General features: G+C 74.7%; 19 protein-coding genes. 9 read left to right on the plus strand and 10 right to left on the minus strand.

The window, feature by feature from the left end; genetic code table 11:
* Positions 1 to 33: 33 nt before the first annotated feature.
* The gene (locus K4S16_RS23850) at positions 34 to 2,925 is read right to left on the minus strand and encodes an ABC transporter substrate-binding protein (protein WP_149261192.1); all 2,892 of its coding nucleotides are present in this window, start codon (positions 2,923 to 2,925) and stop codon (positions 34 to 36) included.
* 158 nt (positions 2,926 to 3,083) lie between these two features.
* Here K4S16_RS23850 and K4S16_RS23855 point away from each other — a divergent pair, with 158 nt between their 5' ends.
* Both K4S16_RS23855 and serC read left to right on the plus strand, forming a co-directional pair.
* Positions 3,084 to 3,479, plus strand: coding sequence for a hypothetical protein (locus tag K4S16_RS23855; RefSeq protein WP_149261193.1), 396 nt, complete (start codon positions 3,084 to 3,086; stop codon positions 3,477 to 3,479).
* A gap of 44 nt (positions 3,480 to 3,523) precedes the next feature.
* Positions 3,524 to 4,660, plus strand: a complete 1,137-nt coding sequence (gene serC, locus K4S16_RS23860; RefSeq protein ID WP_149261194.1) for a phosphoserine transaminase — start codon at positions 3,524 to 3,526, stop codon at positions 4,658 to 4,660.
* 59 nt (positions 4,661 to 4,719) lie between these two features.
* Here the strand turns inward: serC and K4S16_RS23865 are convergent, their stop codons facing one another.
* Positions 4,720 to 5,499, minus strand: a complete 780-nt coding sequence (locus K4S16_RS23865; RefSeq protein ID WP_149261195.1) for a hypothetical protein — start codon at positions 5,497 to 5,499, stop codon at positions 4,720 to 4,722.
* Here K4S16_RS23865 and K4S16_RS44435 point away from each other — a divergent pair.
* The 3 genes from K4S16_RS44435 to K4S16_RS23875 all read left to right on the plus strand — a co-directional run bounded on the left by K4S16_RS44435 (position 5,498) and on the right by K4S16_RS23875 (position 8,989).
* Entirely contained in the window at positions 5,498 to 5,650 is a 153-nt protein-coding gene (locus tag K4S16_RS44435; protein WP_160161009.1) for a hypothetical protein, read from the plus strand. The two genes, K4S16_RS23865 and K4S16_RS44435, sit on opposite strands and share 2 nt — an antisense overlap.
* Before the next feature lie 50 nt (positions 5,651 to 5,700).
* The gene (locus tag K4S16_RS23870) at positions 5,701 to 6,729 is read left to right on the plus strand and encodes a hypothetical protein (protein WP_149261196.1); all 1,029 of its coding nucleotides are present in this window, start codon (positions 5,701 to 5,703) and stop codon (positions 6,727 to 6,729) included.
* Positions 6,730 to 6,865: 136 nt separating this feature from the next.
* Positions 6,866 to 8,989: a hypothetical protein gene (locus tag K4S16_RS23875; protein WP_235037020.1), complete on the plus strand. Its 2,124-nt coding sequence runs from the start codon at positions 6,866 to 6,868 to the stop codon at positions 8,987 to 8,989.
* Here K4S16_RS23875 and thpR read toward each other — a convergent pair.
* The 3 genes from thpR to K4S16_RS23890 form a co-directional block, all read right to left on the minus strand.
* Positions 8,926 to 9,549, minus strand: a complete 624-nt coding sequence (thpR, locus tag K4S16_RS23880) for an RNA 2',3'-cyclic phosphodiesterase (protein ID WP_149261198.1) — start codon at positions 9,547 to 9,549, stop codon at positions 8,926 to 8,928. The two genes, K4S16_RS23875 and thpR, sit on opposite strands and share 64 nt — an antisense overlap.
* Before the next feature lie 114 nt (positions 9,550 to 9,663).
* Positions 9,664 to 11,100 (minus strand): MFS transporter, encoded by a 1,437-nt coding sequence (locus K4S16_RS23885; RefSeq protein WP_375708343.1) that lies wholly within the window; start codon positions 11,098 to 11,100, stop codon positions 9,664 to 9,666.
* Positions 11,101 to 11,422: 322 nt separating this feature from the next.
* Complete coding sequence (locus K4S16_RS23890; RefSeq protein WP_149261199.1) at positions 11,423 to 11,893, minus strand: MarR family transcriptional regulator; 471 nt, start codon at positions 11,891 to 11,893, stop codon at positions 11,423 to 11,425.
* 101 nt (positions 11,894 to 11,994) lie between these two features.
* On the opposite strand from K4S16_RS23890, the gene K4S16_RS23895 reads away from it, so the two are divergent.
* Both K4S16_RS23895 and K4S16_RS23900 read left to right on the plus strand, forming a co-directional pair.
* On the plus strand, positions 11,995 to 12,567 hold the full coding sequence (locus K4S16_RS23895; RefSeq protein WP_149261200.1) for a TetR-like C-terminal domain-containing protein: 573 nt from the start codon (positions 11,995 to 11,997) through the stop codon (positions 12,565 to 12,567).
* 4 nt (positions 12,568 to 12,571) lie between these two features.
* The gene (locus tag K4S16_RS23900) at positions 12,572 to 12,832 is read left to right on the plus strand and encodes a DUF2530 domain-containing protein (RefSeq protein WP_149261201.1); all 261 of its coding nucleotides are present in this window, start codon (positions 12,572 to 12,574) and stop codon (positions 12,830 to 12,832) included.
* Here K4S16_RS23900 and K4S16_RS23905 read toward each other — a convergent pair.
* Together K4S16_RS23905 and K4S16_RS23910 are read right to left on the minus strand one after the other, a co-directional pair.
* Complete coding sequence (locus tag K4S16_RS23905; protein WP_149261202.1) at positions 12,829 to 15,813, minus strand: sacsin N-terminal ATP-binding-like domain-containing protein; 2,985 nt, start codon at positions 15,811 to 15,813, stop codon at positions 12,829 to 12,831. The genes K4S16_RS23900 and K4S16_RS23905 overlap by 4 nt on opposite strands.
* Positions 15,814 to 15,817: 4 nt before the next feature.
* Entirely contained in the window at positions 15,818 to 16,693 is an 876-nt protein-coding gene (locus tag K4S16_RS23910; protein WP_149261203.1) for a DUF3027 domain-containing protein, read from the minus strand.
* Positions 16,694 to 16,858: 165 nt separating this feature from the next.
* Here K4S16_RS23910 and K4S16_RS23915 point away from each other — a divergent pair, with 165 nt between their 5' ends.
* Positions 16,859 to 18,253 carry an MFS transporter gene (locus K4S16_RS23915; RefSeq protein WP_149261204.1) on the plus strand — a complete coding sequence of 465 codons (1,395 nt, stop codon included), beginning with the start codon at positions 16,859 to 16,861 and terminating at the stop codon, positions 18,251 to 18,253.
* An 18-nt stretch (positions 18,254 to 18,271) separates the two neighbouring features.
* On the opposite strand, the gene K4S16_RS23920 is transcribed toward K4S16_RS23915, so the two are convergent.
* The gene (locus K4S16_RS23920) at positions 18,272 to 18,667 is read right to left on the minus strand and encodes a cold-shock protein (protein ID WP_149261205.1); all 396 of its coding nucleotides are present in this window, start codon (positions 18,665 to 18,667) and stop codon (positions 18,272 to 18,274) included.
* A 157-nt stretch (positions 18,668 to 18,824) separates the two neighbouring features.
* Positions 18,825 to 19,466: an HAD family hydrolase gene (locus tag K4S16_RS23925; protein ID WP_235037021.1), complete on the minus strand. Its 642-nt coding sequence runs from the start codon at positions 19,464 to 19,466 to the stop codon at positions 18,825 to 18,827.
* Positions 19,467 to 19,679: 213 nt separating this feature from the next.
* Here K4S16_RS23925 and K4S16_RS23930 point away from each other — a divergent pair, with 213 nt between their 5' ends.
* On the plus strand, positions 19,680 to 20,042 hold the full coding sequence (locus tag K4S16_RS23930) for a hypothetical protein (protein WP_149261206.1): 363 nt from the start codon (positions 19,680 to 19,682) through the stop codon (positions 20,040 to 20,042).
* Between the two features lie 7 nt (positions 20,043 to 20,049).
* Here K4S16_RS23930 and K4S16_RS23935 read toward each other — a convergent pair whose 3' ends face one another.
* Complete coding sequence (locus K4S16_RS23935; RefSeq protein WP_235037022.1) at positions 20,050 to 20,532, minus strand: GNAT family N-acetyltransferase; 483 nt, start codon at positions 20,530 to 20,532, stop codon at positions 20,050 to 20,052.
* Between the last annotated feature and the right edge of the window lie 138 nt (positions 20,533 to 20,670).

The raw sequence follows: 20,670 nt of genomic DNA on the forward strand, positions 1-20,670 counted from the left end.
GTGCGGTGTCCGGGGTTCGCGCCCGTCCGGCGCCTACCGCGCGGCGCCCCCGCCCCGCTTCTCCCCGGGCGGGCAGTCGGCCCGGCCCTGCACCCCGGCGATGAGGCGGCCGCAGACCTGCTTGACCTCCGTCGTCCCGTCCTGCTCGATCGTCGCGAGGATCACCGGCCGGTCGAGCACCTGGTGGCCGGTGCCGCGGGGGCCGAAGCGCAGCACGCCGCTCGCGCCGTTGCGCAGGACGTCGTGGTCGGGGTCGTTGAGCGCGGCGAACACCGAGCCCGCCGACGGCAGCGCCTTCTCCTGCCAGTAGACCTTGCTCGCCACGGTCGCGACGAGGGTCGCCGCGTCGTAGCTGACGGCGGCGCGGGTGATGGACGGCCGCCGCCCCGTCGGGTCGTCCTCGTCGTCGGTCATCTCGCGGACGGCGGGGTCGTAGTCGGAGTAGAACGTCTGCGGCGACTGGTCGCCGATCCAGCGCCACGTCCACGCCTCCCGCGCGGCCAGCGGCGTGAAGTACAGGTCGAAGGTGTTCTTGCGGCCGAGCTCCTCGGCGTTGTCGCTGACGTACTTGGCGATCTCGTCGTCGGCGAGGACCAGCGGGCGCCGGGGGCACGACAGCTCCAGGACGTTGACGAACGAGCGGAACTCGTCCGACCGGCCCGCGTAGTAGAACAGGTCGGGCTGGTCCTGGCACGCCTCCCTGACCGACTTGTTCAGCTCGCCGGGGTTCCGGTACGGGCGCATGAGCGCCCTGCCGGGCCGGAACGACTTCTGGAAGTCGGTCGCCAGGTTCGCGCTGTAGAGGTCGTCGCGGTCGCCGTCGTAGATGACCACCGCGTCGTCGGCCTTCGTGTCGCCGACGTCTCCGTGCCGCGCCCAGTAGGCGGCGTGCTGGGCGGTCCGCGCGTTCGGCGACGCCAGCCTGAAGTAGTACGGCGAGTAGCCCGCGTCGCCGTCCAGCAGCGCCGTCCCGTCATAGCTGTTGGCGGTGCCTACGAGGGGCAGCGCCGACTTGGCCAGCAGCCTGATCGCCTGCTGGGTCTGCCGGCGGCTCTGCTCGAACCCGATCACGGCGACGATCGAGCGGTCCTCCAGCGCGCGCCGGCGGATCTGCTGGGCGACGTCCTCGGCGTAGCGGAACTTCGCGCCCGCGTTGGCGACCAGCACCCGCAGCCGCAGGTCGTCGCCCTCCGCGGCGTCGTTGAACCGCTTCTGCGCGATCGCCAGCCCGATCAGCTCGCCCTGCACCCCGGCGAGCAGGTCGATCCGCTTGTTCTTGATGGACGGGTCGGCCGTCACCGGGCCGAGGTAGACCACGGTCGCGTACGGCTTGCCGGACTCCATGACATGGTCGTTCAGCGCCTGGATCCGGTCGAGGACCTTGTTGAGCCGGTTGTCGTTGTTCTTGCCGCCGGAGTCCTCGCCGAAGCGGAACGAGCCGTCGGTGATGCCGACGCACTCGCCGTTCGCCATCCGCCTGATGCCGAACGGCGAGCAGTAGCGCACCGCCTGCACGGAGATCACCGAGACGGACGCGGCGGCGACCGCGACCATCGCGATCCACGGCAGCGCCGGATGGGCGAGCCGGGGGCGGCGCCGCACCGGCCGGACGGGCGGCAGGTCGCCGCCCGGGTCGCGGGTGATGTCCACGCGCAGCTCGCGGCGCGAGCCGAGGGCGCCGACGCGCCGCTGCTCGCGCGTGTAGCGGTCCCACAGGCCGCGCGCGGCGATGACGCTCTGCGGCTCGTCCGATGCCACGTCCACCCGGACGGCCCGCGCGATCCGGTCGAGCAGCAGGGGCCCGGACGCCGCGGCCGGGTCGTCGCTCGCGGGCGCGGTCGGGTCGATGCCCGCGACGACGACGAGCGGGTCGAACCCGGGCAGCCGGTCGCTCGCCTGGCTGTCGGCGCGGACCCGTTCGACCAGCTCCACGAACTCCACCCCGGGATGCCCGGCGGACAGCCGCTCGAAGATCAGCACCGGGTAGCGGATCCGGGCCCACGCCGCCCGCCGGTAGTCGCGCCGGTAGTTGCGGCGCAGGTCCTCCAGGAACGCGGCGACGAGCAGCAGGTCGAGCTGCTCGCCGTGGTCGTCCGGCTCGACCGGGCGGGGGTCGAACACGCCGAGCGCGAAGCCGAGGAAGCCGGTGGAGTCGCGGTCGACGTAGGGCTGGCGCAGGAACCAGCCGAACCGGCGCACCCCGTACCAGCCGCGCGTCCGGGCGACGATCTGCACGGTCACGAACGCCAGCCCGATGACGGCCGCGAGCACGGCGGAGGCGAGGTCGAGCGCCGCCGCCGTCCCGGCGCTGATCAGCGCGACGGCCGCGATGCCGATGGGAGCGATCTGCTCCAGGAAGGATAAGAAGATCGCGGGCCTGCTGCGCACCTCCTCGAGATCGCGCAGGACGTCCCGGCCGCGCCGGCGGATCACCCGGTTCAGCTCGCGGCGGCGCGCGTTCTCGTTGTCGCCGACCGGCGGGTGCGTCAGCCGCCGGACGAGCAGGTGGTTCTCGCGCTCGGCCGACGAGGCGCCGCGCGGCGGCGGGCGGTCGCCGGCCAGCCGGATCTCCCTCAGGTCGCGCAGCCAGAGCGCCATCTCCAGCAGCGGGAACCGCAGCGCCGGCTCGCCGCGGGCGCGGCTGCTCGGCTGCGACAGCTCGCGCTTGGCCTCCCGCAGGACGCCCGCGACGTCGGTGGCCGCCGTGTCGGCGGCGATGTGCGACACCGGGGCCCGCTCGTCCTCGCAGCGGGACTTGAGCATCTCCGCGACGTGGGAGGTGGCGCGCCCCGGCCCGAGCAGCAGGAGCAGCGGCCGCAGCCGCTCCCGCCACCGCCTCGGCGGCCGCTCCCGCAGCCGCTCGAACAGGTCGAGCACCCCGCGCAGCCGATCCTCGCTCAGGATCCGGTCGCCGTCGCCCGCCATGTCCCGCCTCGCTTCCGTGCTCGCCTCTGCCCCGGCCGCTCCCCCCGCGCCTCTAGCCCCCGTCTGGATTGGACGCGGACAAGGAGGTATTGGATCGAAACTTCCCGCTGATCATGTGCGGGTTCGCGAAACTCGGCCACTTTGTCATCATTGGCCGCATGAGAGAAGTCCCCTCCGCGGCGGACGAGCCGCTCGAAGGCGACATCGGCCCCGCGTCCGGTGCGGCGTCCGGGGCCGGCTCGGGCCCGGCCGCGCGGCCCGGGGCGCCGGAGGCCGGGCGGGAGAGAACCGAGGCCGCCGAGGCGCTGCGGCGGTTCGACGCGGAGCGCGAGGAGCGCCGCCGGGGCACCGACGCCGTCGCGGGGCGGATCGCCGTCGTGCTCGCCGCCCTCTTCCTGGCGTTCCTGACCTACGACTCCGCGCGCACGGCCGTCGAGGCGCATTCCAGGGGCGACGACTGGCTCTACCCGCCGGGCGTCGTCGGCGGCGCCTGCGCCCTCGGCCTGATCGCCCTGCTCACCTGGGCGTGGCGGCGCCGCCGTCTCGGCATGTGAACCCGACCCGCGATCTTCGCCGCAGGTCAGATAGCCTCGGGTGAGTGACCGACAGCGCGAATCCCACCATCGACATTCCCGCCGATCTCAAGCCCGCCGACGGGCGCTTCGGGTGCGGTCCCTCCAAGGTCCGTCCCGAGCAGCTCGCCGCCCTGGCCGAGTCCGGCTCGACCTACATGGGCACCTCGCACCGGCAGAAGCCGGTGAAGTCCCTCGTCGGCCGCGTCCGCGAGGGGCTGGCCGATCTCTTCTCCCTGCCGGAGGGGTACGAGGTCCTGCTCAGCAACGGCGGCACCACGGCCTTCTGGGACGCGGCCGCGTTCGGCCTCGTGCGGCAGCGGTCGCAGCACCTGACGTTCGGCGAGTTCTCCAGCAAGTTCGCCAAGGTCACCACGGGAGCGCCCTGGCTGGGCGACCCCACCGTCATCTCCAGCCCGCCCGGCACGCACCCCGAGGCGTCCGCCGAGGAGGACGTCGACGTCTACGCGCTCACCCACAACGAGACCTCGACCGGCGTCGCGATGCCGATCAAGCGCCCGGCGGGCACCACCGCGCGGGAGGGTCTCGTCCTGGTGGACGCCACGTCCGGGGCGGGCGGCCTGCCCGTCGACGTTACCGAAACCGACGTCTACTACTTCGCGCCGCAGAAGTGCTTCGCGGCGGACGGCGGCCTCTGGGTGGCGCTCGCGTCCCCGGCGGCGCTGGAGCGGATCGACGAGATCGCCATGTCCGACCGGTACGTCCCGGAGTTCTTCAACCTGAAGACGGTCGTCGACAACTCCGCCAAGGACCAGACGTACAACACGCCCGCCGTGGCCACGCTCCTGCTGCTCGCCGAGCAGATCGAGTGGATGAACGGGCAGGGCGGCCTCCGGTGGACGACGTCCCGCACGGCCGAGTCGTCCCAGCGGCTCTACACGTGGGCCGAGAAGACGGCGTACACGACGCCGTTCGTGGTCGACCCGGCGCAGCGCTCGCAGGTCGTCGGCACGATCGACTTCAACGACGACGTGGACGCGGCGGCCGTGGCCAAGGCGCTGCGCGCCAACGGGATCGTCGACACCGAGCCGTACCGCAAGCTGGGCCGCAACCAGCTGCGCATCGGCATGTTCCCGGCGATCGACCCCGACGACGTCGAGGCGCTGACCGCCTGCGTCGACTACGTCGTCGAGCGCCTCTGAGCATCCGCGAGCCCTGACCGGAGCCCTCGGGGGGCCACGCCGCTCCCCCGAGGGCCGGTTCAGGCGACGGTCAGCAGACCGCCGGCACCGCCCGCCCGCTCCACCACGCTGTGGATCAGGCCGTCGCGGTCGCCCCCGGTGCCGGCCGGGGTGAAGCCCGTCCAGACGCGCGGATCCGTGCCGGCGTCCCGCGCCGCCGGCGTGAAGGCCGCCGACGCGAGGACCTCGGGCAGGTCGCGGCGCCCCGGGCGGCGCTCCATGCCGACCTTCAGATAGGTCCCCTCGCGCAGCAGCACGACGGTGGCGAACCGGACCCGGGCGTGCCGCTCGGCCTCCCGGAACCAGCGCGGGTCGGACGCCCAGTAGATGTTCTGGTCGGTGTCCACGGCCATGGCCAGCGGGCTGAGCGCGCCGCGCGCCAGGTGCACCTCGGTGGGGCGGTCGCGCTCGACCCACGCCAGCGCGACCCGTCCGGCCAGGGCGCCGAGGACGCCGGTGATCTCGGCCGGGGTCCGGCGGCCCGCCAGGAGCCGGTAGATCGGCTCCCCGTCGGCGGTGCCCGCCCGGCGGGTGTGGCCGAGGGCCGCGGCCGCGCGGTCGAGCTCGGGCAGCAGCTCCGGCCGCCAGACCCCCGAGAAGCGGCCGCCTCCCCGCACCACCCGGCAGCCCCCGCCGCCGGCGGCCTGCCCGCCGAGCCCCGGAGCGCCGCCGAGCAGCGCCAGGCCGGCCGCGCCGGTCCCCCGCTCCTCGGCGAGCGCGCCCAGCATGACGACCACGTCCGACGCCCGCCCCGGGTCGGCCGCGAACGGCGAGCGCACCACCCCGAACAATCCGCACATGCAGGATGAGATGCAGATCATGGGTGGACGGTTCGAGGCGGCCGGGAGGACGAATAAGCTCAGGGGCGTGAACCGCGCGCCCCAATGGCTGCTGCCCACCGTTCTGACCGCGCTCATCCTGGCCGTGGTCGTCGGGGCGCTGCTGGGCTGAGCGGCGCGGATCAGGTGATCGTCGGGGCGCGGAACGGGGATGATCGATCCATGTCAGCACGCCGGGCCGCCGTCCGAGCGGGCGCCGCGATCGTCCTCGCCGCCGCCCCCGCCTGCCTGCTGACCCCGGCCCCCGCCTCCGCCGCCCCCGCCGGCGGCACGGCCCGCGGCGACACGGTCGCCTTCACGATCAAGGATCCGCGGATCACCGAGTCCAGCGGACTGGCCGCCAGCGCCGTGCACAAGGGCGTCGTGTACACCCACAACGACTCCGGCGGCGTCCCGAAGATCTACGCGCTCGGGCCGGGCGGGCAGGTCGTCGCCGTGCTCACGCTCGCCGGGGCCGGCGCCCGCGACTGGGAGGCGATGGCGATCGGCAGGGACGGCCGCGGCCGTCCGGCGATCTTCGTGGCCGACATCGGCGACAACCTCGGCGGCGCCTGGCCGTACGTGACCGTCTACCGCATTCCCGAGCCGGCCCGGCTGCGGAGCCGGACCCTCCAGGCCGTCCGGTTCCGGATGAAGTACGAGGACGGGCCGCGCAACGCCGAGACGATGATGATCAACCCGCGCACGAACCGGCTCTACATCGCGAGCAAGCTGTTCGGCGGCAAGGTCTACGAGGCGCCGGCGCGGCTGCGGACCAGCGGGTTCAACGTGCTGCGCAAGGCCGGGGACGCGCCGCCGATCGCGACCGACGGCGCGTTCGCCCCCGACGGGCGGACCTGCGTCATCCGCACCTACTTCGGCGCCCGCCTGTACTCGGTCGGCGCCGACGGCCGCCCCGGCGAGACGATCAAGTCCCTCGACCTGCCCCGGCAGGTGCAGGGCGAGTCGGTGACCTACACCCCGGACGGCAGGTCGCTGCTGGTGGGGTCGGAGGGCACGAACCAGCCGGTCTACCGGGTTCCGCTGCCGGACGAGGCGCTCCCGGCCCCGTCCCCGGGCGCGAAGAACGCGGGAGCGGCAAAGGACGCCGGAAGCGGCCGGCGGGACGCGACCAACACACGGATGGGGCTGTTCTTCGCGCTCGCCATCGCGGGGGCGGTCGGCTACGGCCTGCTTCGGCGGCGCCGGTGACCGGGGGTTTCCGCATGACCGGTGAGACTCATGTGGCGGAAGTGGAGCCCCGACCTGACCGGCGCGATGGATGTCGGTTCCGGAGGGCGACCGGATCGTGGAAGGGGGCGACGGGCCCGCGGGGACCCGTGTGAGGATGCGGACTGTGGAGCATGAGCTGGTGGGCCTCGCGGGATCCGGCGGCCGTTGGCGCCCCGTCGCCGCGGGTCCGTTCACCGTCCTCGCGGTGGCGCTCGCGCTGCTGCCGATCCGGCCGGTGTGGCTGTGGGCCGCGCTGATCGGCGCCGTCGCCGCGTTCCCGTGGCTGCTCGGCGCGGTCCCGGAGGCGCGCCGCCGCCGCCCGCGCCCGTACTGGCGGCTGTCGGCGGCCGGCCTGGAGCGGATCGGCCCCGGCGGGCTGACGATGACCTCCTACGAGCGGTCCCGGATCGACGGCCTGGCCATCACGACGGGCGACGGCGTGCTGACCGTCTTCCACCGGTTCGGGCGCACCGCCGTGGGCGGGATGACGGCGATGGGCCTGGAGCCGCTGTCGGTGTTCGTGACGGCCCGCAGGCTCGGCATCCCCATGCACGTCCTGGACGGCGAGGCCACCGACCTGCTCGACCCGGCGCTCGACGAGGCCCTGCGCATGTCCGGGCTGGAGGACGACGTCCCCGGCGGCGGCGCCCTGCCGCGCGACCACGCGGCCGAGAAGCGCCTCCTGGACCAGGAAGCGGCCCTGCTGTCGGCCGCGCACGAGCCGCCCGCCGAGACGCCCGCCCGCGGCACGTCCCCGGCGACGCCCGACGAGCAGCGGCTGGCCACGCCCGAGCCCCTTCCGAGCCGCCGCCGGATCGTGCTCCTCGGCGCGCTCACCGTCCTGCTCGGCACCGTCATGGTCGTCCGCATCGCGCTCGACGGGACGAGCGAGTTCGGCGCCCGGCTCGCCGCGGGCTGCTGGACGCTCGCCGCGGTCGGCGGCGTTTTCGCGGCGCGCCGCCGGCTGCTGCGGGCCGCGCAGGTCCGCTGGACGATCACGGCGGAGCGGCTGCTGGTGCGGGCCCGCCCCGGCCGCCGCCGCGAGATCCAGGACCTGCGCGCCCGGGACGTCGCGGCGGTCGTCGTCGGGCCCGGCCTGCGGCTGGACCCGGTGAGCGGCGAGCCGCGCCGCGCCGACCTCGCCGCGCTGGCGTTCGGCCACCGGATGGAGCTGGTCGCCCGGCTCCCCGCGCACGGCCTGGACGGGTTCCAGCTCGCGCACGCCCTCGACGACCACGGCTACCGCGTGATCACCCCGGGGGCGCGGTCGCCGCGCCGCCCCGACTACGGGCTCGAAGGGCTGCCGGAGATCTTCGCGCAGGTGCCCGGCGGGCGCCTCGTCGTCGAGGACGACGGGCTCGGCTGGGCCGACGCCGCCGGCGACGTGGTGCTGAAGATGCCCCAGGACCGCATCGGCGGCATCGAACTGCTCACCGTCTCCGGGCACGCCTGGGTCCGGCTGTACGACGCCGACGGCGACGAGTTCTTCGCCGCGCCCCTGTCGGCGCTGCGGATCTCCCGTACCGACCTGCGCGACTCCGCGCGCCGCGCCGGGCTCCCGGTCAACGACGCGGAGTACGACGCCTACCTGAGCGCCGCGTTCCACTCGGCCATGTCCTCGCTCTCCGCCCCCGATCCGGAGCCCGCCCCCGCCCTGTCCGCCAAGAGCGCCGTGCGGGAGGGCGCGGCTCCCCGGCCGGAGCCGTCCGACGAACCCGGGCTCGCCTTCCCCGTCCACACCGCGCCCAGCCCGGTGACCGCGCCGGGCACGGTCCTGGACGCGACCCGCCGGTCCCGCGTCGGCACCTACGGGATGAGCGTCCTGCTGTGCGAGGCGGTGGCGCTGCTGGGCGCGGTATGGCTCGGCCCCGACCTCGGCGGGTTCAACACCACGGCGATGTGGTCGGTGCCCGCCGGGCTGGTGATCGGGCTCGTCGGCTACTGGCTGTACGACCGCAACCGGTCGCAGCTGCGCGTGTCGTCGGCCGGGGTCGCCGTCATCACCCGGCGCGGCAAGGTCGAGTGGGACGTGGCCCGCGACCGGCTCGGCGGCGTCGGCGTCGACGAGGCGGTCGAGCGGATGCCCCGGCTGGTGGTGTGGGGGCCGTCCGGGCGGGTGCTGCGTCAGATCGCGTTCCCGCCGGACCTCGGCGAGCTGCGCCGCGCCTGCGAGCGCTACGGCGTCCCCTGGGGCCCGCCGGACGCCGACCGTCCCGCGCCCCCGCCGCCGGAGCTGTGACGCAGCGGCCACGTCACCAGCGGCTCGTAGGTGAGCCGGGTGTAGTCCTTGCCGGGCAGGTGGCTGCGCATCAGCTGGACCGAGTCCGCCGTCCACGGCATGCCCGCGAACGACGACAGCGCCTCGATCAGCGACCGCACGTCCACCGGCCGCCGCGACCGCGCCAGCGTCATGTGCGGGCGGAAGCCGCGGTGCTTGTCGGGCAGCGTCCCGACGCGGCGGCCGGCGGCGGTGGTGGAGGCCGCCAGCCGGGCCAGCGCGCGGCGGTCGCCGTACAGGCCCGTCCACAGGACGCGTGCGTGCGCGCCGCTGCCGGGGAACGCGCCCGCGCCCGCCAGTGACAGCGCCATCCGCTCGTGGCGGCCCACGGCGCGCTCCAACCGCGGGAGCAGCTTATCCAGGGTGCGGTCGTCGACCTCGTCGAGGAACGTCAGCGTGACGTGCATCAGGTCGCGCCGGACCCAGCGCAGCTCGGGGACCGCCCCGAGGTGCGGCCGGACCGCCTCCGCCAGCTCGTCCAGAACGTCGTCCGGCGGGACGAGTGCCACGAAGAGCCTCATGAATCCGTCCACAGGGCCACCCCGCCAGCTTGTCAACAGGTGGCACTCCTTGTCACGCAAATGGGGCCACCCGAATCTTGGTGCCCGGCGGACCGCAGGGGCCGCGCCGGGCCCTTACCGCACGCCTGCGCGGACGCGGCGGAACCGGGCCGGCGCGGGGCGCGCCGCCTTCGGCCCGTCCGGTGAGCCGCCGGCCTCGTCCGACGACCACCGCATGGCGAGGGCTCCCACGGCCAGCGCGGCGACCACGGAGATCAGCCCGCCGAGGACGAGGGACGCCCGCGCGCCGAACTGCTGGGCCAGCCAGCCGATCGCGGGCGCGCCCAGCGGGTTCGTCCCGAGGAACACCAGCATGTAGAGGGCCATGACGCGGCCGCGCATCTCGGGCGCGACGCCGAGCTGGACGGTCGCGTTCGCCGCCGTCATGATCGTCATCATCGCGATCCCGGTCGGCACCAGCAGCGCCAGGAACGACCAGTACGTCGGCATCAGGCCGGTGAGGGCCTCCAGGACGCCGAACACCAGGCCCATCGCCACCAGCAGCCGCAGCCGGGGCCGGGCGACCCTGCGGGCGGCCAGCAGGGCCCCGCTGAGCGCGCCCACCGCCAGCATGCTGGACGCGAGGCCGAACGCGGAGGCGTCGGTGTGGAAGACCTGCTTCGCCACCAGCGCGACCGTGATGTTGAAGTTCATCCCGAACATGGCGAGGAACCCGATGAGGGTGAGGACGAGCATCAGGTCGCGGCGGCCGCGCACGTAGCGGAGCCCCTCGCGCAGCTGCCCCTTGGCGCGCTTGACGGGGGCGGCGGGGTGCAGCTCGTCCGCCCACATGGCGTAGAGGCCGAACAGGACGGCGCCGAACGACGCGGCGTTCACGAGGAAGACGGGGCCGGTGCCGATCAGCGCGATGAGCACCCCCGCGACGGCCGGGCCGAGCAGCCGGGCGCCGTTGAAGGTGGCGCTGTTCAGCGCGATCGCGTTCGGCAGGTCGCGCCGGCCGACCATCTCGACCACGAAGGCCTGGCGGCTCGGGTTGTCGACGACGGTCGCGACGCCGAGGCCGAACGCCAGCAGGTACACATGCCACACCTGCGCCGAGCCCGAGATCGAGAGCAGGCCGAGGATCAGCGCGAGCACGCCCATCGACACCTGCGTCAGCATCAGCACGCGGCGCTTGGGGTAGCGGTCGGCGATCACGCCGCCCCACAGGCCGAACAGCAGCATCGGCAGGAACTGCAGGCCGGTCGTGATGCCGAGCGCGGTGCCGCTGCCGTGGGCGAGGTCGAGGACGAGCCAGTCCTGCGCGACGCGCTGCATCCACGTCCCGGTGTTGGAGACGACCTGCCCGGCGGCGTACAGGCGGAAGTTGCGGTTGCGGAGCGAGCGGAACATGCCGCCGCCGCCCTCGGGCTCCTCGCCGGGGGCCTCGGCTCCCGCGGAGCGCCCCGTCTCCGGCAGTTCGGGGGCGGACGGTTCGCGCGCGGGCTCCGGGGCGTCCGCGACGGGCTCGTGGAACGTTCCGGCCCTGCCGTTCACAGAAGCACCGTTCACGGAAGCACCGTTCACCAAAGGATCGGCCGCGGAGGTCTCGGAGGTCCCGGCCGCTGAGGGGGCGGTCGAGGAAGGGGCGGCGTCCGGGCGCGCGGCGGGACGGGTCGGCGCGTGCGCGGCGGGACGGGGTGCGGGGCGGCGGCGGCGCGGTCGGGCGGGGCTCGCCAGGGCGGCGGACCGGGCCGGATGTGCGGACCTCCGCCCGCGGCCCCCGCGCGTCGCGGGCCCCTCGGGTTCGTCGGGGCGTTCGTTAGCAGAAGTCATTACCAAGGCTAACGGTAATGGCCGCGCGTACATTCCGGCAAGTGCCCGCGAACCGGGGTCAGGAACGGCTGAGCTTGTCGATGATGGGGGCGGCGCGGCGGAGGATCTCGCGCTCGTCGTCGGTCAGCTCGCCGAGCCGCATGGCGAGCCACGCCTCCTTGCGGCGCCGCTCGTCGGCGAGCAGGGCGGCGCCCGCGTCGGTCGCGTTCAGCACGACCTGGCGCCCGTCGGTCGGGTGCGGGCTGCGCGCGACGAGCCCCCGCTCCTCCAGGTAGGCGATGACGCGGGTCATCGAGGGCGGCTGCACCTTCTCGTGGTCGGCGAGCTCGCGCGGCGTCATCGACCCGTGCCGCTCGATGGCGGCGAGCGCGGCGAACTGCGTGAGCGACAGCGGGCTCGCGCCGCTCCCGCCCGCCGCGGACGGCCGCAGCGTGCGCAGCCGGCGCGACAGCCGCGCGATCGAGATGCGCAGCTCCTCGGCCAGGCCCGGCGCGGACGCCGTGCGGCCCCGGATCGGTGGCAATGTCATCGTCCTCGGTCTCCTGTGCTGCCCATGCTGCCACGCCGCCACTTGACACTGTTGCTAATGTCCTTAGCCTTATAGCTACAGAGTCACAGAGGAGGGTCGCGATGCCCCGTGCGGGACTGTCGCCCGACGCGGTCGTGGACGCCGCCGTCGCCGTCGTGGACGCCGAGGGCCCCGGTGCCCTCACGCTGGCTGCGGTGGCGGGAAGGGCCGGGGTCGCGACTCCCTCCCTGTATAAGCATGTCCGCAATCTCGCCGAGTTGCGACATCTGGTGACCGCGCGCGTCCTGGAAGAACTCACCGAACGGCTCGGGGAGGCCGCGCTCGGACGGTCCGGCGACGACGCCGTCCGAGCGCTGATGTACGCCTACCGGTCCTATGTGGTGGAGCATCCGGGCCGCTACGGGGCGCTGGAGCAGGAGGCGGCCCCGGAGGACGGCCCGGTGCACGTCGCCGCCGAGCGCCTGCTGAACGTCATTTACGGGGCCCTGCGCGGCTACGCCCTGGCGGGCCCGGATCTCGTCCACGCGGCGCGCTGCCTGCGCTCGGCCGTCCACGGCTTCGCCGTCCTGGAGGCGGCGGGCGGCTTCGGGCTGCCCGAGGACCTGGAGGCCAGTTATGAGCTGCTCATCACGATGACCACCGGCGGACTGGCGGGCCGGAGCCGCGTAGCCTGAGCGCATGAGCCCTCCGCGCCGCCCGGATCCGCCGCCGATGCAGACCAACGACGTCCGCGTCGCGGCCGCCGGGGCGGTCGCCTGGGCGGTGGCGCTGGTCGTGCTGCTGATCGTCGGGCTGCCGTCGCAGGACCGCTGGTGGCTGTGGGTGTGCGCGGTCGGCATCGGGATCGGGCTGTTCGGCATGTGGTACACCCCCAGGCTCCAGGCCGGGCGGGCCCGGCAGGAGGCCGAACGCGCCGCCAAGCGCGAAGGCGCCGGCTAGGGCTCCAGGTCGTCCTCGGCAAGCAGCACGGGCAGGGCCTCGGGGGCGCGCAGGACGGCCTCCAGCAGAAGGCGGTCCGCCCAGTGCCCGGTGGACCATGCGAGCGCCCGTGCCAGGCCGCCCGCACCGCTCGCGTGGATCCGGCCGTCCCTGGTCCACCACGGGACGTCCTGGCCGTCCACGACGAGGCGTTCGTGGGCGAGGTACCCAGCAGGGGCGTCCGGCAGGACCGCCCTGACGGCCTCCGGCACGGGGCGCTCCTCACCCGCCGACTCCACGAGCCCCGGGATCTCCTCGCCCGCGAGCGGCAGGTCCAGGAGCTCGGCGAGGCGCGCGTCGCGGCCCTGCCCGGCGATGACGAGCGGCTGCCCTTCCAGCAGGGGGAGGAGGTCGGGGCCGTCGAGGACGAGGGCGTCCGCCGCGTCGACCACCTCGACCTCGCCGTCCACGACCGCCCGCACCCGGTCGGGCGGCTCGACGGCGGCGTCCGGGGCGTCGGCCAGCGCCGTCCAGAGCCCGCCCAACTGGGACCGCCCCACGGGTCGCCGGGCATCACCGAGGCGGTCGAGCAGCTCTTGCGCTCCCCCAGGCTCATCGAGCAGGTCCGCCAGTGACGTGCGGACGCCCAAGGCGAGCAGGAGCCGCTCTTCCAGGCCCGACGGCGCGACGTCGTAGAGCCCCGTCAGTGCCTCGTCGCCGCCCAAGCGGAACTCGCCCGGCCTGCGGCCTTCCAGAACGGGATGACGGCTCAGCCACCACGCCGTGTAGGAAGGGACGGCGACGCGCCGCCCGTTGTGCAGGGTGACGTGGGCGGGGTCCACGATCGCGGCCCGCCACGGCGGCTCGGCGAGAACCCTGAGGGCCGCCCCCCAGTCGTCGACGAGTTCGAGGTCGCGGACGGCCGTGAACTCGGGGACGAGCGGCGGAAGGTCCTGCTCGCCGATCCGGCGCAGAACGTCGTCGGCCCACACGTCCTCGTCGTCGAGGTCCAGGCTCTCGGCCTCGTCGGCGAGGCCCATGAGGTTGACGTCCTCGGCCTTGGCCAGGGCGAAACCGTCCAGGACGCCGACGGCCGTGAGCGTCTCCGTGCCCCAGCGCTCCAGGAGTTCGCCGTCCACGACGCCGAACGGCGCGTCTTCGGCCATGAGCCCTCGTAGCGGGCTCTCTGGCAGGAGCAACTCGCCCGCCGGATAGAGGTCGCCGTCGTCGCCTGGCAGGGCCATCTCGGCCAGCCACGGCTCGTCGCCGGGATCAAGATGTGCGGCGGAGACCAGCCCCAGCACGGCCTCGGCGACCGCGTCGGGATCGTCGGACTCGAAGGACTCCTCGACGGCCGCGCGGACGGCGGCGTCCGCCAGCACGGCCCGCGGCCCCGCCTCCACCGCGCCGAGCCGCGCCAGCAGCGGGTGCACGGCCTCCGGGTGGACGAAGCGCAGCCCGAGCGCGTCCAGGCCCGCGGGGTCGACGCCGTCCGCGATCAGCAGCCCGCGCGGCCCGCGCATCACCCGGCCCGTCCCGCCCGCCAGCGGTACCGGGAGAGCCCCCAGCGCGTCCGTGGCGGCCCCGGCGAGCGCCTCGTACACCCGGTGCCACCACGCCGGTTCCCGGTCCACAGCGGCCAGCTCGTCGACCACGTCGGCCAGTTCGACCCGCCGCACGCCGAGCGCCGCCAGCGCCGGGCTCCGCGCGGGCCACTCCGGCGGCAGCAGGCCGCCGACGACGGCGGCCTCGCCGATGTCCCCCTCGCCGTCGCCGGCGCGGCCGCCGAGCACCTCGACGAACGGGGCCGGCGCGTCCACGGCGACCGCGTCGCGCCCGCGCGTCCGGTGGGGCAGGACGGGCGCCTCCGGGAGGCGTTCCCTGATCCCCCGCCGGATCCGCGCGTCCAGCTCTCCGGCGCCGACCGGACCGGGCACGAGCCCCAGCACCTTCGGGGAGACGGGCAGCTCGCCCAGCAGCCGAACATAGGCATCGGCGGAACGGTCGACGAGGAAGTCGGTCAATGCCCCGGGCGCGACGTGCCGCCGGTCAGGGGCGAGCGGGAACGACCCGATGAGCAGCGCGGGCAGGTCGAGCCGCTCGTCGCTCGGCGTGGGCGCGTGCAGGACGCTGGGCGTGCCCTCGGGGAGACCGTCCCCTGGGAGGGCCCACCGCACCTGCCAGAACGGCCGTGCCCGCTCCTCCACGGGACGGTCCTCCAAGAGGGCCGCGGGGATCTCCCCATGCTCCTCGACCGTCCGCCAGAGGCCGCCGTCGATGACGACCTCGCCCGGGGCGGGCCGCTCGGCGGTCAGCGTCCGGACGTCGCCGTCGATGTCGATGTCGACGCGCTCAAGTGCGGGCAGCGCCAGCATGAGCGCCGCTCCCACCTGCCCGAGCTGCCGCCGGACGGACTCGACCGCCTCGCCCCGCAACGGCAGCCGCACGACGGTGTCGAAGCCCGCCGGGACCTCGGGTGCCCGCTCAAGGGCGAACGGCAACCGCAGCAGCGGCACGTGCCCGCCCCGCCGCGCCAGCTCCTCGGCGAGGGTCGGGATCTCCTCCACCAGCTCCCGGGCCCGCACCGCCGACCATTGGACGCCTGCCGCCCCGGACGCGATGGCCGGGTCGTCGGTCACGGCGACGACGGCGGCGAAACCGACGCCGAACCGCCCGACGGTGGCCGGCTCGTCGCGCTTGGCCGAGGCGCGCAGCGTGGAGAGTGCCTCGACGCCCGCGGCGTCCAGCGGCGCTCCGGTGTTCGCCGCGACCAGCACCGGCTCCCCGCCGGTCCGCAGCCTCAGGGCGAGGCGGCCGGGCACCGCGGCGCGCCGCGCGGCGTCGGCGGCGTTCTGCGCCAGCTCGATGACGACGCGGTCGCGGTAGCCGCCGAGGGCGTGGTCCTCCTCGACGTTGGCGTCCTCACGGAAGCGCGCCGGGGACTCCGCCCAGGCGCGCAGGACCCGCTCACGCAGCGCCCGCGCGCCGAACACGTCCTCCATGGGATCAGCTGTGGCCGAGGGCCTCGTCGTCGAGGGACGCCCCGTCGAGGGACGCGGCGTCCTCGTCACCGCCGGTGGGGACGATCTCGTAGCCGAGCTCGTCGATGACCGGGGGGTTGTGCTCGGACACCGCCGGGAGGGACACGGCCTCGGAGTGGGCGCCGCAGCCGTGGTCGGCCGAGACGACCCGGCCGTCGTCGGGCGCGTACTCGTTGGCGCAGACGCCGAAGACCTGCCGCAGCGCACCCGCCAGCGCCACGTAGAAGCCGCACGTGGAGCACTGGGCGGGGGCGGAGGCGGCGATCGGGGCGCGGGGCCCGGCGACGCCCTCGTACCAGCGGGCGGCGGCCTCGTCGCGGCCCTCCCGCGACAGCACCCGGACGCGGCCGAGGCCGAGCTCCCACAGGGCCTCGCGGTCGGTGGAGTCGTCCACCTGCGTGAAGCCCGGCGCGAGCCGCACGTCGTCGGGCGCGGTGGGCAGCAGGTCGCCGGGGCCGAGGTCGCCCGGGCGCAGCCGCTCCAGCCACGGCACCCACGGCGGCGCGAGGAGCGCGTCGTCGCCGGGGAGCAGGACGCACTCGCTGACCGTGACGTTCTTGGCGCGCGAGGCCCTGGCCACCGTGACGGCCCACCGCCACCCCGTGTAGGCGGGGTCGAGGCACGCGAAGTAGTGCGTGACCACCCGGTCGCCCTCGGCGCGCATGCCGAGGTGCTCGCCGACCTGCGCGGCGCCGGCGGTCTCCTCGGCGGCCTCGCGGGCGAGGTCGACCGCCTCGGCGCAGGCGGTGTCGACGGCGGGTGTGCGGGGCCGGCGGGCGGCCCCGGACGTGGTGCGCGCGGCGGCGGATCGCGCGGGGCTGGACTGGCGCTGTGGGCTCACATGTCAATTCTCGCCCATGCGGGCACGTGACCCGCACAAGACGGGCGCCGTCCGCGAGGTGATCCCGCATTCCATCGGGGAACGTACTCTCATCAATCAAGGACTCCGATGGCCGCCCCCGGCCCCTGGGCCGGGTCGATCGACCGCGAGGAGAGATCAGGGCGCATGGCAGACCGGACACAGGCGGGTCGGTCCGTGCGCGCCGCCACCGGGGGTGCGGCGCGGGCGTGCCGCGCCGCGCGCTCGGCCGTGCTCGGGACGGGCCGGCTCACCCGCCGCGTCACCCACGCGCAGGGCGCGGGCCGCAGCGGGCTCGGCAGCCTGATCGAGGCGTCCGCGATCAACTCCGCCGGGGACGCGCTGGTCACCGTCGCGCTCGCCGGAACCCTGTTCTTCGGCCTGGACGTCAACCAGGCGCGGAGCCAGGTCGCCCTCTACCTCGTCGTCACGATGGCCCCGTTCGCGCTGGTCGCGCCGCTGATCGGCCCGGCGCTGGACCGGGCCCGGCACGTCCGCCGGTACGCGATCGCGAGCACGTTCGTGATGCGGGCGCTGCTGTGCTGGGCGCTGGCGAGCGCCCTCCCGCACGGCGACCAGGTCACCTTCCTGCCGGCCGCGTTCGGCGTGCTGGTGCTGTCCAAGGCGTTCGGGGTGCTGCGGGCCGCGGTCACCCCGCGCGTCCTGCCGGACGAGATCTCGCTGGTGACGGCGAACGCGCGGTGCTCGTTCGCCGGGCTCATCACCGCGTCGATCGCCGCGCCGGCCGGGGCCGGCCTCGCCCTGCTCATCGGGCCGGGCTGGGTGCTGCGCATCGGCACGGCCCTGTTCCTGCTCGGCGTCGTGTTCACCATGCGGCTGCCCCGGCACGTGGACGTCCCCGAGGCCGAGCCGGCGGCGGAGACGGCCGCTCCGCGCCGGCGGTGGCATGCGCTGCCGCGCTTCGGCCCGGTCGTCGCGGAGGCGATGCAGGCCAACGCCGTGCTCCGCGCGTTCTCCGGCTTCCTGATCATCTACCTGGCGTTCCTGCTCCGGCAGGAGCGCTTCGACCCCGTGTCGCACCATGTCGCGCTCGGCCTGCTGGCGGCGTGCGCGGGCGCGGGCGGGCTGATCGGCACCGCGCTCGGCGCCTGGATGAAGGCGCGGGCGCCGCGGTTCATCGTGTCGGCGACGCTGGCGTGCGTCACCGGCGTCACCGCCGCGGGCGCCGCGTTCTTCGGGCTGTGGGCGGCCCTCGCCGTGGCGACCGCGGCCGGACTCGGCCAGGTGCTCGGCAAGCTGTCCATGGACGCGGTGGTCCAGCGCGAGATCGGCGAGGAGGTCAGCTCGTCCACGTTCGCGGTGTCGGAGACCCTGCACCAGCTCAGCTGGGTGCTCGGCGGGCTGCTCGGCCTCGCCATGTCGATCGTCGCGGACGGGCGGCTCGCGCTCGCGGTCGTCGCGGCCGCGCTGGCCCTGGCGTTCGGGGTGCTGGTGTTGCGGCAGGCCGGAGCCCGGCGCCACCCGCACCGCACCGAGCACGGCGGCACGCTGACGGACGCGCACCACGAGATGCGCGCCTGACCTCCGGGCCCTGGAGCGCTAGGGCGCCAGGTCGTCGGCGACGGCCCGCAGCACGATGGCGATCTTCTTGGCCTCCGCGGGGGCCGGGTGCTTGCCCCGCCGGTAGGTGTTGGAGATCCCGTCCAGCAGCTTGATCAGGTCCTCGGTGATGACGACCATCTCGTCGGGCTTCTTGCGCCGCTGCTTGGCGATGGTCTTCTCCACCGACGGCAGCGTCTCCAGCACCCGCACCTGCAGCGCCTGCTGGCCGCGGCGCCCCTCGACCACCCCGAACTCGATGCGCTGGCCCGGCTTGAGGGTCGTGACCCCGCTCGGCAGCGCCGACGAGTGCACGAAGACCTCACCGCCGTCGTCGCGGGTGAGGAAGCCGAACCCCTTGTCGGAGTCGTACCACTTGACCTTGCCAGTCGGCACCGGAGACCTCGTTCGGTAATCGTCCTGAATCGACCCCAAGATTAGTGCCTCGCCGCGGGCCGGTGAACATGCCGGGTGCCCCCGCGACGCCTGCGGGGCAACGGGATAGAAGCTATCCCGGACGCCCCGGGACGGCATCCGAATATCGGCCCGCAGCTCAGCCCGTCCGGAACCCGCCGAGCCACGCCGGGAACGCCAGCAGGTCCGGCAGGACGACGTCCGCGCCGTAGGCGGTCAGGGCCGCCGAGTCGAACGCGCCGGTCGCGACGGCCACCGCGACCGCCGAGGCCGCCCGGGCGGCGTCCACGTCGCCGGTGTGGTCGCCGATGTAGGCGCCGGCGCCGTGCTCGCGCAGGACCGCGCCCTTGTCGGCGCCGAACAGGCCGCCCACCACGGCGTCCGCCGCCAGCCCGAGGAACCGGACGGTCCGCTCGGTGTCGGCCTGGTTCTTGCCCGACACGACGACCACCCGCCCGCCCCGGGCGCGCACCGCGTCCAGCGCGGCCGCCGCGCCCGGCATGAGGACGGTCGCCGGGACCGCGATGTCGGCGTAGATCGCCCGGTACCGCGCCGCCATCGCCGGCACCTCCGCGGGCGGGAACCAGTACGCCAGCTCCTCCTCCAGCGGAGGCCCGATGCGGCGCACCACCTGGTCGGTGTCGATCGGCACGCCCGTCTCCGCGGCGAGGGCCGTGTAGACGGCGCCGATCCCGGCGCGGGTGTCGGCGAGGGTCAGATCGAGGTCGAAGCCGATGGCGAGGCCGGCGCGGGACGCCGCGGAGGGGTCGAGATCGAGCACGTCCACAGGGTAAGGGGCTGGACACACGCGAGGACCCGCGCTCTCCTGGTAGTGGCGATGCGACGGGATCCGAGTAGGAGAGCGCGGGACCGTGTCTCGGATATACCCGGGCCCTCGACCACAAACCACCTGACCAGGGAAAACGCAGCACCCGAACGCACCATCCGAGCCCCAAGGACGATCGGCGCCCCGCCCCGGCGAAGGAGGCCGCACATGGCAGAGACCCAGACCGAGCCGGGCGGTGACCACCGCGCCCCGCGCACCCGCCGGCCCTTCCCCGCCGCCGCGGTCCGCCGCCGCACCGTCGCCCTGCTCGCGGCGGCCGTCTCCGTCGCCACCACGATCGTGGTGGCGATCCTGGCCGTGCACATCGTGTTCACGGCCTTCGAGGCCAACACCGGAAACGACCTCGTCCGTTGGTTCGGGGACCGCGCCACCGACCTGTGCTGGCAGTTCAAGGACGTCTTCCAGCCCGAGAACGCCAAGGTGGAGGTCGCCGTCAACTACGGCCTGGCCGCCCTCGTCTACCTGGTGATCGGCCGCATCGTCGTCGGCCTCGTCCGCCGGCTGGGCTAGCCCCCCGCTAGTCGCGGCCGGGGAAGCGGACCGTGCCGAAGGGCCACGCCGTGGTGACCCACCCGCGGACGAACGCCTCCAGCTCCTTCTCCAGGACGGAGTTCTCCTCGTCCGAGCGCACCCAGAAGACCACCACCGCGTCCGCGCCGGGCCGGTCCGAGGGGGCGACGTGGATGCGGCCGAGCTGCCGCTCCCCGTCCGGCGTGATCACGACGTAGCTGAAGGAGCGCCGCAGCTGCCCCTGCTTCTGCAGCCACGCGACGTCGATCAGGGCCTGCTCGAAGGTGAACTCGCGGTCGGGCCAGCCCCACTCGGGCCCGAACCGCCCGGCCAGCCGGTCCAGGCTGCCCATGACGGCGCCGTAGTCCTTGACCACGTCGTGGACGGTGATCGGACGGATCTGGAAGTCGGGCCCGGCCACCAGGGTGGGCACCACGAAGTCCTCGGGCAGGAAGTCCCGGGCGGCCGCCTTCCGCGGAGACTTGAACATCGCCGACCTTTCCGACGACGCCCCTTCCGGCGACGGGGCGCGGACGAGGGAACTCTAGTCCGCGCCCGGCCCGGCGGGAGCGGCATCACGGATTCGGACGCGCCGCGCGCGACGCGGGGACCGGCCGCTCGAACATGC

Source organism: Actinomadura sp. K4S16 (genome assembly GCF_008327685.1).
In the GTDB taxonomy this organism is placed as follows: domain Bacteria; phylum Actinomycetota; class Actinomycetes; order Streptosporangiales; family Streptosporangiaceae; genus Spirillospora.

Coding starts and splice junctions, on each gene's coding strand:
- K4S16_RS23865 (WP_149261195.1), bottom strand. CDS start 5,499: ATGTGCGGATTGTTCGGGGTGGTGCGCTCGCCGTTCGCGGCCGACCCG.
- K4S16_RS23905 (WP_149261202.1), bottom strand. CDS start 15,813: ATGGAGGACGTGTTCGGCGCGCGGGCGCTGCGTGAGCGGGTCCTGCGC.
- K4S16_RS23875 (WP_235037020.1), top strand. CDS start 6,866: ATGCGGACTGTGGAGCATGAGCTGGTGGGCCTCGCGGGATCCGGCGGC.
- K4S16_RS23900 (WP_149261201.1), top strand. CDS start 12,572: ATGAGCCCTCCGCGCCGCCCGGATCCGCCGCCGATGCAGACCAACGAC.
- K4S16_RS23855 (WP_149261193.1), top strand. CDS start 3,084: ATGAGAGAAGTCCCCTCCGCGGCGGACGAGCCGCTCGAAGGCGACATC.
- K4S16_RS23935 (WP_235037022.1), bottom strand. CDS start 20,532: ATGTTCAAGTCTCCGCGGAAGGCGGCCGCCCGGGACTTCCTGCCCGAG.
- K4S16_RS23870 (WP_149261196.1), top strand. CDS start 5,701: ATGTCAGCACGCCGGGCCGCCGTCCGAGCGGGCGCCGCGATCGTCCTC.
- K4S16_RS23850 (WP_149261192.1), bottom strand. CDS start 2,925: ATGGCGGGCGACGGCGACCGGATCCTGAGCGAGGATCGGCTGCGCGGG.
- K4S16_RS23915 (WP_149261204.1), top strand. CDS start 16,859: ATGGCAGACCGGACACAGGCGGGTCGGTCCGTGCGCGCCGCCACCGGG.
- K4S16_RS23930 (WP_149261206.1), top strand. CDS start 19,680: ATGGCAGAGACCCAGACCGAGCCGGGCGGTGACCACCGCGCCCCGCGC.
- thpR (WP_149261198.1), bottom strand. CDS start 9,549: ATGAGGCTCTTCGTGGCACTCGTCCCGCCGGACGACGTTCTGGACGAG.
- K4S16_RS23895 (WP_149261200.1), top strand. CDS start 11,995: ATGCCCCGTGCGGGACTGTCGCCCGACGCGGTCGTGGACGCCGCCGTC.
- K4S16_RS23890 (WP_149261199.1), bottom strand. CDS start 11,893: ATGACATTGCCACCGATCCGGGGCCGCACGGCGTCCGCGCCGGGCCTG.
- K4S16_RS44435 (WP_160161009.1), top strand. CDS start 5,498: ATGCAGGATGAGATGCAGATCATGGGTGGACGGTTCGAGGCGGCCGGG.